Source organism: Helicobacter bilis, assembly GCF_900198365.1.
GTDB lineage: Bacteria > Campylobacterota > Campylobacteria > Campylobacterales > Helicobacteraceae > Helicobacter_A > Helicobacter_A bilis_B.
Genome location: NZ_FZMS01000007.1, coordinates 593 through 15,424, shown reverse-complemented (window position 1 = coordinate 15,424; position 14,832 = coordinate 593). Strand labels below are relative to the sequence as shown.

The window sequence follows — 14,832 nt, the reverse complement described above, 5'->3', positions numbered from 1 at the left end:
GATTGTAGTATTGCGATATTGGTAGAAAACTAGTTGTATCGTGGCTAACAGTATATTCTACACGATCTGTCAAAGAATTGTGAGAGTAAGAATCTTGCTATGTAGCACGACATATTTGTCCAAATATACAAGGGGCCGTAAAATAAACTTTGTTTTTACAACAACCTTCTAACAACAAACATTTGAGTAGAAAATAAAATAACTAAATACAACACAGAATCCGACTACAAACCCTATATAATCTAAAAATACCCAAGTTTTGTTAGCCCATACACAAGAAAAAAGCCGCCAATACAAAGCAGAATAAATAGTATAAAAGCAAGCATGAATGCCCCACCACCAGCGGATTTAAACTTCTTAAAATCAATTTGTAAGCCTAAAGCACTCATAGCCATAGTAAGACAAAATGCCGATACAAATTTACACGCCATAACAATATTATCCGAAAAATCCACATAAGAATGCAGGATAACCACACCCAAAAATCCAAACGCAAACCATGGGATATGCAGCTTCTTACCACCACCATCTTGAGTTTTACTGCATAGCATAGGGACAATTAAAAGCAGGGGTATAAGCAATATTACGCGTATCATTTTTGTGATAAGGGCAAAATTCGCACATTCATCACTGATAGCCCCACCAGCACCAACGATATTTGCGACTTCATGTAGGGTTAAGCCGATGTATAGCCCCTCTTGCGTGTGTGTGAATGGGATAATGCCACTCGCATACAAAATGGGATAGGCAAACATCGCGATTAAACCAAAGATTACCACAGTGCCAACAGCAATAACGCCCTTATAGGCTTCTGATTTCAAAGAAGATTCTAAAGCAAGGATTGCCGCTGCCCCACAAATCGCACTACCACCACTAACTAAAATCGCAATATCTCTATCAAGCTTCAGCCACTTCATGCCAATCCACACACCAAGCCCCATGATACAAACCACGACAAACACGCACGCCGCAATACCGATAAAGCCCACTTCCCCAATTTCTGCTATTGAGACATTAAAGCCATACAGGATAATTCCAAAGCGAAGTATCTTTTTTGCACTAAAAGTTACGCCAAGCCCAATAAAATCTTGTTTTTTGTGATAAACAAATGAGAGTAAAACTCCAAGCAAGATTCCAATAATAAGTGGTGAAAGAGAAAGGGCGGCAATGGAGGGGATTCTAACAATAGCAATGCTTAAGAAAGCAAGCAAGGCTACTGCCACGACGCCTAAAATATAGTTTTTTGCAATATTTACTTGCATAAAGTTCCTTTCAACCTAGAATACGGGCTTATCACAATCGAATCTACTGTAATATAAGAGAGTGATAAGTCGTTGCAAGCGTATTGTATAAGACTAGCATAACCAAAGGTAAAATACGAAACATTTTTATAAAATAATTTTACAAAAGGTTACAAAATATATATTTTCAACTTCCAAACGAAACAAAAACAGCTATATCTATAATCTGTTTAGTTGAGATTATTCACATTTTGTGTCATGGAACACACTTCAGGCAAATGCTATGAAATCTTTAAAATCTATATATTGAGAGGCTTAATTCATTTAGCAAAGTAATGACTTTCTAAAATTGGTGGAATCTACTCTAATATTTCATATATAACACTATAGATTGGCAAATCTAAATACAAGCATTTTAAATCCACTAAAGCAAAGTTTTAAAATACGCAATCGTCTTTTCTAGTCCCTCTCTTAGTTGCACTTTTGGGCTAAAGTTTAGCTCTTTTTTGGCTAGGGTTATATCTGGTTGGCGTTGCTTTGGGTCATCTTGTGGCAGGGGTAGAAATACAAGCTTTGATTTAGAGCTTGTGAGCTCAAGCACATTTTGTGCGAGCTCTAGCATACTAAATTCGTGCGGATTGCCGATATTTACCGGTCCATAGAATCCATCTCTACTATCCATAAGAGCAATCATTCCGCTAATCAAATCATCTACATAGCAAAAGCTCCGCGTTTGACTCCCATCACCATAGATGGTAATGTCCTCCCCACACAACGCTTGAATGATAAAATTACTCACCACTCGCCCATCATTTGGGTGCATTCTAGGACCATAAGTATTAAAAATCCGCATTACTTTAATGTTTAGATTATGCTGCCTTTGATAGTCAAAAAATAGCGTTTCCGCACACCTTTTGCCCTCATCATAACACGCCCTTATGCCGATGGGATTGACAGAGCCTTTATAAGATTCTACTTGCGGATGGATTTCAGGATCGCCATAAACTTCGCTTGTAGAAGCTTGTAGAATCTTTGCTTTCACGCGTTTAGCAAGCCCTAGCATATTGATCGCACCCATTACAGAAGTTTTCGTCGTTTGCACAGGGTCAAACTGATAATGCACAGGGCTTGCTGGACAAGCGAGGTTATAAATCTCATCAACCTCCACATACAGCGGGAAAGTTACATCGTGTCGCATAAACTCAAATCTAGGGTTTGATAAAAGGTGCAGAATATTTTGCTTTGTGCCAGTAAATAGATTATCCACACACAGCACTTCATCACCGCGTTCAAGCAGTCTTTCGCATAAATGTGAGCCTAAAAATCCCGCACCGCCGGTTACTAGAATCTTTTTGTTTAGCATTTGTATTCCTTTATAAAATGTGGATTTTAGCATAAAACTTACATGGATTAAAAAAGATAACAAGATTTATGCTCACTCAAAGCTACAAAGATTCTAAACCTTTATAGAATCTTTTTATGTTGTTTTGTGTATAAAAATATGATACTTAAAACGAGCTTTATTACACTTAACTTGCATCAATATATTCCACATCGTCTGGTGGCTGAAATATAAACACGCTGCCATCAATCTTTGCATTCATCTTCACATTTTCAAAGCGTATAGTGATAACATTATCGATGCTATCAGTATATTTTAGCTCATAAGGCTTAGAATCTTTGATAATCACATAGTAAGCAATATCGCCAATTTGTGTTTTATAGCTATCTTTTCCTATCTTTTGCACTCTCTTTAGAATCTGTATGAAATCCACATTTTCTTTGAGATTCCCAATCGTTACTTGTTTGAGTGCTGGTTCGTAGATATAGGCTTGTGTCTTTTCTAAATACACTTCTTTTGCAAGGGGTGCTACATACAGCCATTTTACCTTATTGTCTGCTGCATAGAGTTTGCCTTTATACACGACAGGCATCGCACCCTTTTCACCCTTAATCTCTTGTGTAAAATCTGCTTCAATACTTTTTACATTACGCCATGCTTCTTGTCGATTTTGCCCAAATACAAATGCACTAAATAGAAGTAATATCATACAAAGTTTTTTCATCATTCTCCCTTACATTGTAATAAAGTATAAATCTGCTTAGATTCTAGAATCTTTGTGTCATATTTGATAGTAAGCAAGTTTTCTTGCAAATTCTCATACCATTCCCTAATGCCTACAAGCGAATTTAAAGATTCTAAATCTTTTAGTCCTATTGTATCCATTGGAATGTAGAGTGTTTTGTGAGTTTCAGGGTTTTTAACAAGCATAATCACGATAAAAATCCATAGAATCATACTCGCCATAAGTGTGCCAAAAAGCACCCAATGCCATGCAACAATCGCTTCGTATTGACTAAAAAAGCCACCTATCATAGCCCCCACAAAGCTCCCACCAAACCCAGCCGCACTAAAATCGCCTATAACACCGCCGCGATTTTTTGCCTTTGCATACTTGCTTATCATGCTTTGCAGTAAGGCTTCTTGCATGGAAAATGCTGCAAAAAAGCATGCAAGTCCAATGGCAAAAATAATGATTCTATCAATCCATAATGCCATGCAAAAATATGCGATAAAAAAGATTGCAATGCTTACAAGTAATACTTCTTTTGATTTGCCCTTTTTCTCACTTATCACTGAAGTTGGACCAAGGGCTATAATACCAGCAAACATAGCGGGGACATAAACATACCAAAAATGCGTTTTATCTATATGCTCGTTTAAGATAATAGGCACTAATGCAAAGGTTAAAACCATAAGTAATTTTTCTATAAAGCCACTTAAACCCACCGCAAAAATACTTCTTTTAATCGTGGATTCTGAATCTTTACTTTCATCATGATTTGGATATACATAAGCGATTTTTGGTGTTGGCTTTACAAATACAAAAGTGATAATAAGCGAAATTATAGTAACTACTGCACTTAAGGCAAAAAGTGAGTTTAGCCCATAATGTGCGCCAAGTATCGAGCCTAATATCATAGCTATAACAAAGCTTACAAAGATTCCAACGCCCATTAATGCCATAGCACTTGTGCGTTTCTCTTCCTTTACAGAATCTGCAACTAAAGCCGTGAGTATCCCGCCAATAGCCCCCATACCTTGCACACATCGCCCAAGTATGAGATAATAAATCGAGCTTTCAAACATGCAAATAATCGTGCCAATAAGAAATATAACAAGCCCTAATATAAGGATAGGTTTGCGACCATAAATATCACTCCAGCGACCAAAAAAAGGCTGACAAATCATCTGTAAAAGATAGGGCGCACCAATCGCCATGCCGACACTCCAAATATTTGCATGAGGCATTGTAGCAATAAGCAAGGAAATAACAGGCAATACGATAAAAAGCCCAATAAAACGAAATATCAAAATACTTAAAAATGGTAGAATCTTTATAAACATTAAAACGCCTTATAGCTCATTCTTATTTTTAAAACCTAGATTCTAAACATAGAATCTTTTACAACAATATTGACTAAATAATAAACCTAACTTAGAATAAATAAATGAAAATAAATAAAAACCAATATTGTAGCAAAAAACATACAGCATTTTAATTTCTCAATGTAAAATATAACTTTAGACCGAATATGGAATCTTATGTACGGTGAATAAGGTATCATAAATGCTTATTAAACATGTTATAATTACTTGAAAATAAAGGGATTGTAATGGGTGTTTATAGGTTTTGTTTATTATCTTTTATATCGTTTCTTGCTTGTATTATTTTTTCTAGTTGCACCGCGGAGCCAAGCACGGCAAACGCTAGTGATCTTCAACAACAAGCTATTGATGAGCGATTGAGTGGTTTTGAGCTTGGTGCTTTGCAGTATGCTTGTGATGGTTGCGATTTCTATATGCAAGAGGCTATTGCGAGTAAAAGTGCGAATATGAATGTAGGCAGAGTTGGCGGATCGCGTAGTCAAACCGGTGTGAAAGTTTATATTTTTCATAATAGCTCAATTGATCGTGCATTTTATAAGCTTTTAGATTCTAATATCTTTGCACGCAACATGGATAGAGGGCTAAAAGATTCTCTTATGCGTACAATCTTAGCAAAAAAGAAAGACTTTAGCGAGCAAAATGGCGTTGATGAAATCGGGCTATATGCCTTTAGCTCACTTTCCTATGCAAAGAGACTAAATAATGATGCCTCATCACCAAAAGCTATGCTAGATTCTGTAGAGATCGTGCAAAAGCAAGATGAATCACTCCATAGCACAAACTCCCTAGAAGCTTTTGTCGTGAATAAAACAATTGTTATTTTACATTTCTATGGCGAGAATAACTCATGGACAAGGCGTTAAGTATTACATAGAATTTTATTGAATCTTATTTTGATGGGTTTAGATTCCATAAGATTTTCTCAAGGGCTGTTTGCCATTGTTTAAAATACAGAGAAACTACAAGCATGGATTTAAATCATTTTACTACTACTTATTGCTTGATATTTTCTTTATTTTATTTTTAATCTTATCTATGATTTTCCTGCCAATATTCCGCTTTTTTGCTATTTTTTGGCTAGATTCTGTGTTTTCCATATTTTGACATTGATTTTGATATTGCTCAAAGGTTAAAAGACTATCTCTCAATATAGAATCTTTTGTAACTGAAACGCTTTTTCGCTTAGATTCTTCCATAAAATAAAAGAGCGCATTAAACCAATCATCAATATAAAGAATGTTAAAAATATCGGGGAAATTTCGCACACACCAAATATAAAGCTTTTGGTCATCGTCCATAATATTAAAGGACACAAAGGCTTGCAGTGCCTTTTGCATACATTCATTAAAACTTTTCCACGCCTCTTTTGAGCCATACAAACAGCCGCCAATAAGAAAATTTTCACTCCCTTTTAGCAAAATATGTGGCAATGCCCTATTATCTTTACACCCCAAACAGAATAGATTGAGCTTAGAATCTATGAGTGGGGCTTGTGGAGTGAGAGTAAAATCAAACTCATTAGAATCCACAAACATAGCGCCATTAAAGTTGTAACCAAAATCAAGCCATAGAATCTGCTCGTTTAAATAGGGCTTTGTGAGTGGATTATGTAGTGCATCGCATACAAAAAAGGATTTACAATACATAAGATAGTTATATTCCGTGCTTGTGTGAGGCGGGTGCTCAGGGTCAAATCTATCTGCGGCTTGATTATAATCTTTAAAAACTTTGCGGATAGAATCTAGGGCATTTGTATCAAAAGATTCTAAGTCTTTATGAATGATTATTGTTTTAGATTCTAATCCGCATAAAGAACGCATTGCATAAATTTCTAAATCTATATCTTCATTTGTGTAAATGATGAAGTTATTTTGCAGTTTTGATAAAAAGCTAAAGTATTCAAGGTAGGTTTGTGTCGTGCGTTTTGCTTTATAAGACTTTGTGCTTTGTGTGGCTAAATCAAGCTTGTAAAAAGCAGTGATGATTGTGGGGGGGGGGGGATTAACTTGATGAGTTATTTCAATAATTTTATTCATTTCTATTTCTCACCCTTTCTAAAATATCTGTTATTATCTACACATTAAACCTAAAGTGCATAATATCCCCATCTTGCACGATATAGTCCTTACCTTCAATCCGCATAGCCCCAGCCTCTTTTGCCTTTGCTTCTCCGCCATATTTGATAAAATCATCATAACTTATACATTCCGCGCGGATAAAGCCCTTTTCAAAATCCTTATGTATCACACTAGCCGCCTTTGGTGCTAAATCCCCACGCCTAATCGTCCAAGCACGGACTTCTTTCACCCCCGCAGTAAAGTAGCTAATAAGCCCAAGCCGCGAAAACCCCTCTCTAATAATCTGCTCTAGCCCACTCTCACTTGCCCCAAGACTTGCCAAAAACTCCGCTCTTTCACTATCTTCCATTCCTACCATCTCTTCTTCAATCTTCGCACAAAGCTTAATAGCAATGCCCCCATTTTGTGTGGCATATTCACGCACTTTTTCCACATAAAGATTATCAGATTCTAGCCCATCTTCACTCACATTTGCCCCATACATCACTTCCTTATTTGTGAGAAATCGTAGCTCACGATTAAGCGTTACAAACTCTTCACTCTCTTTTTTAGCAAAGGTTTTGACTGGCTTATTAGATTCTAAATGTGCTAAAAGCTCTTGTGCAATGGAGAGTTGTGCGTTTGCCCCCTTTTGTGCCTTACTCTCTTTCTGTAGCTTTTCAATGCGTTTAGTAAGGCTTGCCATATCGGCAAAAAGCAGTTCTAGCTCAATAATCTCAATATCGCTAATAGGATCAATCCGCCCTTCCACGTGTGTAATGTTAGAATCTTCAAAGCATCGCACAATATGCAAAATCATATCCGCTTCTTTAATGTTTGCTAAAAACTGATTGCCTAGCCCTTCACCCTTACTCGCCCCTCGCACAAGCCCCGCAATATCCACAAACTCCACGACTGAATGCTGAATCTTTTGGGGATTTACTATCTTTGCTAACTCATCTAGCCTAGAATCTGGCACAGGCACAACCGCCTTATTTGGCTCAATCGTGCAGAATGGATAGTTTGCCGCCTCCGCATTTTGCGCCTTTGTGAGTGCGTTAAAAGTCGTTGATTTACCGACATTTGGAAGCCCAACAATACCTATTGAAAGTCCCATTAATTTACCTTTTTGTGTTTTTGCTAAAAAATAAAGGGCTAGATTCTACCATAAAACATACATTTTTGTGTATTTTTAATAACTTAACATGATTTATGTTGCGCCTCAATCTGCCTAAATGATAAAATGGACTTCACAACATTTAATCTAAAATCCATCACGACAATTTTTTAAGATATACCTATTTATTTTATAAAATTCCATACAATCCACCCTAAACAAAGCCATATCTTACACGCAAAAGCACATGGTAATATATTCATATTGACCTTTTTAGAATCTTATTTAAGCACAACTCTTAAAAGCATTTAACATACAACAAAATACCAAAAACTATAAATTACAAGCTACAATATTTGCTTACAAATAATCTATAATAAAATAGCAAGGAAATATATGTTTTTTTGGTTTGTTGCCCTAAGGTATCTAAAGCCCACGCTTGTGATTTTATGCGGACTAGAGTTTTTCTTTATCTGTGTGGATAGTCTGCAATATTTTGATGCCCTAGCCCAATCTGCTAATAATGCGATATGGTTTCTTGCATTTGATGCGATGTATGCGTTTAATTATGTTTTGCCTTTAGCCCTTTTGCTTGGACTTATTGTATTCTACATTAGCCTTATTAAAAGCAATCAGTATGTAGCTTTGCTATCACTTGGATACTCACGCAGGAAGATTTTTTATCCCTCTTTTCTTATTATTAATCTTGTCGTGTGTGGTTATATCGGCTTAAATGCGACTGATTTTGTATATGCGCAAGAAAGGGCAGATAATATCGTGAGTAGCAGTAATAATGCTGATGTTTCTAAAGATTTATTTATCCGCTATAACACTGATTATGTGTTTTTTGAGAAAGTATATCCGCTCTTACAAAAGGCTGAAAATATACAAATCTATCACACAGAATACAAAGATTCTAGGAAGCTTGTAAGTATAACTCGTGCAAAAGAGGGCTATTTTCATAATGATGAGTGGGAGCTTTTAAACCCGCGGGTTTCAATATTACCCACTAGCTATGACTTAGGCGATAAAGGCATGATAACCACAGGGCATGATTCCACAACTACACTAAAGGGCTTTAAACCAAAAGTGCTTGATACATTTTACAAAAACAAACCCGCAATATCTATTACTGACGCATTTTATTCATTACAGATTCTCATGCAAGAAGGAGCAGATACAGCACGCACAAGAGGTGTGCTTTATACCCTTGCTGTTACGCCATTTTTTATCAGTATGCTTTGTGTTATCATTGCATATTATGCCCCGCCACTTGCACGATATGGAAATCTTGCCATGCTTGGAGTGAGCCTTAGCGTGCTATCTTTGATGGTATGGGGTGTGTTTTTCTCACTTGGTAAATTAAACGCTAATGCTATTTTTATACCAGAATTCAGTATGCTTGTGCCACTTGGAATATTATTGGTTGTTAGCATTGTTTATTACCGCAAGTTGGATGAGATATAGATGGGGATATAGTTTATAGAATTTATTTATAGTTTCTTTGATTTTATGGAAATATAAGACATTTTAGCTTTGTATTACAAAGATTCTAGCTTTCATGAAATAAGCATAAATTGAAAAAACATAAAACAGATTCTATAAAAAAATAAAACCAAAGGTTAAAAGCTTAGAAGTTGAGTTATTGAATATGTTGAAACTGTAGAATATTATGGATATATCATCAAGATTAAATATTTTTAGAAAATTATCTTATGTGTTTTATATTTAATTCAATATAAGATAAAAACCTACATATTAGCATCTCTAGTTGCAAAGCGTGTAAAATAATTTACATTTAATTTCTATTCAAAGCTAAACCAGACAAACACTACCCATTCGCATTCAAAAACTGCTTAATATTTTCTGCCACCATTTGTAGTAATCTATCTTTTGTGTCTTTATACGCCCATGCGATATGCGGCGTGATGATAACTTTATGTGCGATTTTAGAATCAAGTAGGGGGTGATTAGCTATCATTGGCTCTTTTTCTAACACATCTGTGCCAAACAGAAAGTCTTGTGTTTGCAAGGCTTGTGCTAGATCCTTTTCATTGACAATGCCACCACGACCAAGATTAAGTAGAACTGCTCCCTTTTTTAGCATTTGTAGCTGCTCTTTTGCGATTAGATTCTGTGTTGTGCTATTTAGCGGAGCGTGAATGGATATAATATCACTTGTTTTTAGAATCTCATCTAGGCTTTTATGTGGTATGTCATTTTGCGTATTATTTCCGCTTGTGGAATGATAGCTAACTTCCGCTCCAAAGGCTTTTGCGAGGTGGCATACCTGCTTACCAATACTACCATAACCTACAATACCCCACTGCTTACCATAAAGATCTTGTAAATCATAAGCAAGATGGCAGAAAATCTCACTCTTGCACCACTGCCCTTGTTGCACATATTGTGAATAATAAGGCAAACGACCAAGCAGACTTAATGCCAACATAAGTGTATGCTGTGCGACTGAATGTGTGGAGTAACCCGCTACATTTTTTACCGCTATATTGTGTGCTTTCGCATACTCCATGTCAATGTTATTTGTGCCTGTCGCACTCACGCAGATAAGCTTTAACTTTGGTAAAGAAGACAAAATCTTAGAATCTAGCACAACTTTATTTGTGATGATAATATCTGCGTCCTTTGTGCGTTCTAAAACCTGTGTAGAATCTGTAGTTTGATATGATTTAAATTCGCCAAATTGTGCGAAAAGTGTCTCATCAAAATTACCAAGTGTCATTTTATCAAGTAAAACAAGCTGCATATTCTTCCTTTCTATAGATTTGTATCCCAAAAAGTCTTCACACAATGTTTTTCGATATAATTGTATCAATCTGCAAAAGACTAAAATGAACAAGGAATTACAATTCTAACATTTTTTACATAAAACTATAGTGTAAAACCACATAAAAGTTATGTCAAAATTATCTCTTCGTAACACATTTATAGTGAATCACAAAGGAATTATTTCTAGCATATCTCTTAGATTCTATAACAAATTGTCATGATTGAGCCTTTAGGCGAAATATCTAACATAGAATCTAAAAAGATATTTCGTGCTTACGCACTCAATATGACAATTGGTTTCTATACATTAATGCGATTTAAGAATTTCTTACAACTTGCAACGCGTGCAAAAAGCTTACTTTCTCAATCTGTATGCCTGAAGTCATATTTTTGACAGAAAGCGTTTTTGTTTGAAACTCTTCATCACCGATAATTATGCTGAATTCATGCCCTTTTGCGTTTGCATAGCCGAGAGACTTCTTAATCTTTACTGCATCTGGATAGACTTCAGCTTTTACATTGCTATGTCTTAAAGCCTCTGCGATCTTATGTGCGAAGGCAAAATACGCCTCATTCGTTACAATTAGTAGCACTCTCACCATAGTCCCACGCAGTTCTAAAAGCTCAAGCTCCATTAGTGCCGCAATAAGCCTATCAAGACCAATACTCGCACCAACGCCACTTAATCGCTCTTTGCTAAAACTTTGTGTCAAATTATCGTAGCGACCGCCACTACAAACACTCCCAATACTTTTTAGCCTATTTAGCGTTGTTTCATACACAATGCCTGTATAATAGCCAAGCCCTCTAGCAATAGAAAAGTTGATACGACAACTTGATATATCAAGCTCCAAATCATCAAGAATGCTAAACATAGATTCTAAAGCTTGCAATCCTTTACGCAATGTTTCATTGTAGTCTTTAAGATAGGCAATCTCTTTAAAGAAATCACTATAATGTGAAGTCTGCTTAATCATAACAAGTCTGCAAATCTCTTGTGCTTTTTCTGCTGTAATATTTAACTCTTTTTGCAATTCTTTTTGCACTTCATCAAGTCCAATCTTATCAAGTTTATCTATGATACGCAAGCCAGATTCAACATTATCATGCAATCCAAAATACGCAAAGATTCCATTCAAAATATCTCTGTGATTAATCCAAATGGTAAATTCCTGCAAACCAAGTGCATTAAGCGAGCTATAAATAACCTGCAAAATCTCTGCATCACAACTTAGCGAATCACTACCAATAAAGTCAAAATCACATTGTGTAAATTCCCTATATCGCCCCTTTTGTGCGCGTTCCCCACGGAATACATTGCCTATCACATAGCGTTTAAAAGGCATGATTAATTCATGTCTGTGCTGCGTGATAAAACGCGCTAATGGCACGGTTTGATCAAATCGCAAGGCTACATCTCTATCGCCATGGTCTCTAAATCGATATAACTCTTTTTGTATCTCTTCGCTTCCTTGCTTTACTAAAATATCAGCATACTCTAAATGCGGTGTCTCAATAGGCATAAAACCATAGCTTAAAAACACTTCACTCACTTTTTCCACAATACTTGCTTTTGCATAGGCCTCTTGTGGCAGTCTATCCTTGAAACCACTTAGTGTTCGTGGCTGTATTAGCGTATTACTCATTGATTCTCCATTTTGCAAAATTATTAGTTTATTTTCACTCAAAATGCTTACAATAGCTTTAACCATAAAAATATATAAACTTATCATTGTAGCAATAAAAAGTGTATTTCTCAATAACTGATGATATAGAAACAATAATGAGTATATTACTCTGCATGCATACAAAATGTGAAATACAAATTAATAAAATTTAGTTTCAAAAAGTTGTTATTCTAGACACAGCGAAATTTCCAAATAGATTCACCTTATGGTAAATATCTCACTTTACACTTACATTAGCATAACTAAGATATTTAGAAACCTACATTTATACTACCTACAATCATCATCGATAATATGGCAATCAAACCATTATGACAAGACTTAGTTTCTTCAAAGATAGGCAGACAATAAGGGATAATAAATATGAGAGCATATCATAGATTCCAAATTTTCTATTCTTTGCAACTTTTGCTGATTTTGTAGAAAATTTTTATCATTTTTGTGATTTTTATTGCTACAATCAAAGGGCTTTTTAAGCTTTTGCAGTAATTTTTACAAGGAGTTTTTATGAATCATACAAAATACAAACGAGGCTATTTTATGCCGCCAAATTCTAATAAAGATTCTAAATCGTATTTAGAATGGAGCAAAAAAGAGTATATACAATCCGCTCCCTTATGGTGTAGCGTGGATTTACGCGATGGGAATCAAGCCCTAATCACCCCTATGAATTTAGAAGAAAAAATCATATTCTTTAAACTCCTGCTGCAAATTGGCTTTAAAGATATTGAGGTTGGATTCCCAGCAGCAAGTGAAACCGAATACCGCTTTTTACGCACACTCATAGAGCAGAATCTCATTCCAAAAGATGTGCGTTTGCAGGTGCTTACTCAAGCCAGAACGCATATCATCAAACGCACTTTTGAAGCCTTAGAGGGCTGTCCTAATGCGGTGGTGCACTTTTATAACTCAACTTCTTACGCCCAAAGGGAGCAAGTCTTTAGAAAGTCAAAAGAAGATGTGAAAAAGATCGCTATTGATGGGGCGTTGTGCGTGAAGCAAATCGCACAAGAGACAGAGGGCAACTTTTTCTTTGAATACTCGCCAGAAAGTTTTAGCGGCACAGAGATTGACTACGCACTTGAAGTGAGTAATGCTGTGATTGATATTTTTAAGCCTACACAGGATAAAAAGTTTATTTTGAATCTCCCTGCTACCGTTGAGATGAGTTTGCCTCATATTTACGCGCAACAAGTGGAATTTATGAGTAAGAATCTTTTGCATAGGGAGAATGTGCTTATATCCTTGCACCCGCATAATGATAGGGGTTGTGCGGTAGCGAGTGCGGAGCTTGGAATCTTAGCAGGGGCGGATAGGATTGAAGGCACACTTTTTGGCAATGGCGAACGCACAGGGAATGTGGATATTATCACCCTAGCGTTAAATCTCACCACACACGGAGTAGATCCCAAACTTGATTTTAGCAATCTCCCGCATATTTGCGATGTGTATGAATCTGTAACCAAAATGCAAGTCTATGAGCGGCAGCCTTATGCCGGAAAGCTTGTCTTTGCTGCCTTTTCTGGCTCTCATCAAGATGCTATTGCTAAGGGTATGGCGTATCATAAAGAGAAAAATCTTAGCACTTGGAGTGTGCCTTATCTCCCGCTTGATCCACAAGATGTGGGGCGAGTGTATGAAAGCGATGTGATACGCATAAACTCACAGAGTGGCAAGGGCGGCATTGCCTACATTTTGCACGAGCATTACGGGGCGAACTTACCGCCGCCTTTTAGAGAGGAGTTTTCCTACTATATTAAGGATATTTCGGACAAAGCACATAAAGAGCTTAGCCCTAGTGAGATATGTGCGATTTTTGAAAGGGATTTTGTAAATGTTGCGGAGTTTTTAGAGATAGGCGAGTTTAGCTTTGATACGCACGAAGATGAGTGTAAAACGCATATAGAGCTAATAAAACCGCAAAAAAAGAGCATAGATTCTAAAGGGAATGGGCGACTTGATAGCGTGGCAAATGCGTTAAGAGAGCATTTAAATCTAAGCTTTGATATACTAGATTACAGCGAGCACGCTTTGAAAAATGGCTCAAATGCAAAGGCTATTGCCTATGTGCAGATTGAATCTAATGGCAAGAAATACTTTGGTGCTGGGATTGATAATGATATTATCAAAGCTTCAGTGTATGCGTTAGCCAGTGCGTTAAATCGTGCGTATGCGAAAGGTATAACTAGATTCTAAAAAAGTTTTCTAAATATTTTGGAGGCTATACGAGATGGCGAGTTAAAAAAGGAATATATAAAAGCTTATCAACACAAAGAGACACATGATATTTTTTTTTACATTGTTGCCACAAAAGAAAATGATAACATTATATCAACAGGATTACCAACAACACAGATAAATAAAATTATTAATAATATTAAAAGTAGTGAGAGAGCAAACAGCGGAGGCTCTTTAGGGAATGCAACAAACCGCCAAGCTGACATAAAGTCCAACGCCCTAAACTTGCACCCAAATCCTACCCAAAAAA

The 14,832-nt window shown here is 36.3% G+C and carries 12 protein-coding genes; 4 read left to right on the top strand and 8 right to left on the bottom strand.

What is annotated here, in order from left to right:
- Window positions 1-242: 242 nt before the first annotated feature.
- The 4 genes from C6H08_RS01155 to C6H08_RS01140 all read right to left on the bottom strand — a co-directional run bounded on the left by C6H08_RS01155 (window position 243) and on the right by C6H08_RS01140 (window position 4,650).
- Entirely contained in the window at window positions 243-1,262 is a 1,020-nt protein-coding gene (locus C6H08_RS01155; RefSeq protein ID WP_034580293.1) for a YeiH family protein, read from the bottom strand.
- A 403-nt stretch (window positions 1,263-1,665) separates the two neighbouring features.
- Window positions 1,666-2,604 (bottom strand): UDP-glucuronic acid decarboxylase family protein, encoded by a 939-nt coding sequence (locus tag C6H08_RS01150; protein ID WP_034580291.1) that lies wholly within the window; start codon window positions 2,602-2,604, stop codon window positions 1,666-1,668.
- 166 nt (window positions 2,605-2,770) lie between these two features.
- Complete coding sequence (gene lolA / locus C6H08_RS01145; RefSeq protein ID WP_034580289.1) at window positions 2,771-3,307, bottom strand: LolA-like outer membrane lipoprotein chaperone; 537 nt, start codon at window positions 3,305-3,307, stop codon at window positions 2,771-2,773.
- Window positions 3,307-4,650 (bottom strand): MFS transporter, encoded by a 1,344-nt coding sequence (locus C6H08_RS01140; RefSeq protein ID WP_034563008.1) that lies wholly within the window; start codon window positions 4,648-4,650, stop codon window positions 3,307-3,309. The genes lolA and C6H08_RS01140 overlap by 1 nt, the downstream gene beginning before the upstream one ends.
- 269 nt (window positions 4,651-4,919) lie before the next feature.
- On the opposite strand from C6H08_RS01140, the gene C6H08_RS01135 reads away from it, so the two are divergent.
- Window positions 4,920-5,555, top strand: a complete 636-nt coding sequence (locus C6H08_RS01135; protein WP_034563006.1) for a hypothetical protein — start codon at window positions 4,920-4,922, stop codon at window positions 5,553-5,555.
- A 126-nt stretch (window positions 5,556-5,681) separates the two neighbouring features.
- Here C6H08_RS01135 and C6H08_RS01130 read toward each other — a convergent pair whose 3' ends face one another.
- Together C6H08_RS01130 and ychF are read right to left on the bottom strand one after the other, a co-directional pair.
- Window positions 5,682-6,728, bottom strand: coding sequence for a WlaTC/HtrL family glycosyltransferase (locus C6H08_RS01130; RefSeq protein WP_104686071.1), 1,047 nt, complete (start codon window positions 6,726-6,728; stop codon window positions 5,682-5,684).
- 37 nt (window positions 6,729-6,765) lie between these two features.
- On the bottom strand, window positions 6,766-7,866 hold the full coding sequence (gene ychF / locus C6H08_RS01125) for a redox-regulated ATPase YchF (protein WP_034579704.1): 1,101 nt from the start codon (window positions 7,864-7,866) through the stop codon (window positions 6,766-6,768).
- Between the two features lie 396 nt (window positions 7,867-8,262).
- On the opposite strand from ychF, the gene C6H08_RS01120 reads away from it, so the two are divergent.
- Window positions 8,263-9,333 carry an LptF/LptG family permease gene (locus tag C6H08_RS01120; protein ID WP_034579701.1) on the top strand — a complete coding sequence of 357 codons (1,071 nt, stop codon included), beginning with the start codon at window positions 8,263-8,265 and terminating at the stop codon, window positions 9,331-9,333.
- 364 nt (window positions 9,334-9,697) lie between these two features.
- Here the strand turns inward: C6H08_RS01120 and C6H08_RS01115 are convergent, their stop codons facing one another.
- Together C6H08_RS01115 and hisS are read right to left on the bottom strand one after the other, a co-directional pair.
- Window positions 9,698-10,633 (bottom strand): D-2-hydroxyacid dehydrogenase, encoded by a 936-nt coding sequence (locus tag C6H08_RS01115; RefSeq protein ID WP_034579699.1) that lies wholly within the window; start codon window positions 10,631-10,633, stop codon window positions 9,698-9,700.
- 340 nt (window positions 10,634-10,973) lie between these two features.
- Window positions 10,974-12,302 (bottom strand): histidine--tRNA ligase, encoded by a 1,329-nt coding sequence (gene hisS / locus C6H08_RS01110; RefSeq protein ID WP_034579696.1) that lies wholly within the window; start codon window positions 12,300-12,302, stop codon window positions 10,974-10,976.
- A 549-nt stretch (window positions 12,303-12,851) separates the two neighbouring features.
- Here hisS and C6H08_RS01105 point away from each other — a divergent pair.
- Both C6H08_RS01105 and C6H08_RS01100 read left to right on the top strand, forming a co-directional pair.
- Window positions 12,852-14,540 (top strand): 2-isopropylmalate synthase, encoded by a 1,689-nt coding sequence (locus tag C6H08_RS01105; RefSeq protein WP_034564026.1) that lies wholly within the window; start codon window positions 12,852-12,854, stop codon window positions 14,538-14,540.
- A gap of 18 nt (window positions 14,541-14,558) precedes the next feature.
- Window positions 14,559-14,832 (top strand): hypothetical protein (locus tag C6H08_RS01100; RefSeq protein WP_158656784.1); only part of this gene is annotated, 274 nt, incomplete at its 3' end.

Bases quoted from the DNA above. Each gene is read 5' to 3' on its own strand.
- C6H08_RS01155 (WP_034580293.1), bottom strand. From the start codon at position 1,262: ATGCAAGTAAATATTGCAAAAAACTATATTTTAGGCGTCGTGGCAGTA.
- C6H08_RS01150 (WP_034580291.1), bottom strand. From the start codon at position 2,604: ATGCTAAACAAAAAGATTCTAGTAACCGGCGGTGCGGGATTTTTAGGC.
- lolA (WP_034580289.1), bottom strand. From the start codon at position 3,307: ATGAAAAAACTTTGTATGATATTACTTCTATTTAGTGCATTTGTATTT.
- C6H08_RS01140 (WP_034563008.1), bottom strand. From the start codon at position 4,650: ATGTTTATAAAGATTCTACCATTTTTAAGTATTTTGATATTTCGTTTT.
- C6H08_RS01135 (WP_034563006.1), top strand. From the start codon at position 4,920: ATGGGTGTTTATAGGTTTTGTTTATTATCTTTTATATCGTTTCTTGCT.
- C6H08_RS01130 (WP_104686071.1), bottom strand. From the start codon at position 6,728: ATGAATAAAATTATTGAAATAACTCATCAAGTTAATCCCCCCCCCCCC.
- ychF (WP_034579704.1), bottom strand. From the start codon at position 7,866: ATGGGACTTTCAATAGGTATTGTTGGGCTTCCAAATGTCGGTAAATCA.
- C6H08_RS01120 (WP_034579701.1), top strand. From the start codon at position 8,263: ATGTTTTTTTGGTTTGTTGCCCTAAGGTATCTAAAGCCCACGCTTGTG.
- C6H08_RS01115 (WP_034579699.1), bottom strand. From the start codon at position 10,633: ATGCAGCTTGTTTTACTTGATAAAATGACACTTGGTAATTTTGATGAG.
- hisS (WP_034579696.1), bottom strand. From the start codon at position 12,302: ATGAGTAATACGCTAATACAGCCACGAACACTAAGTGGTTTCAAGGAT.
- C6H08_RS01105 (WP_034564026.1), top strand. From the start codon at position 12,852: ATGAATCATACAAAATACAAACGAGGCTATTTTATGCCGCCAAATTCT.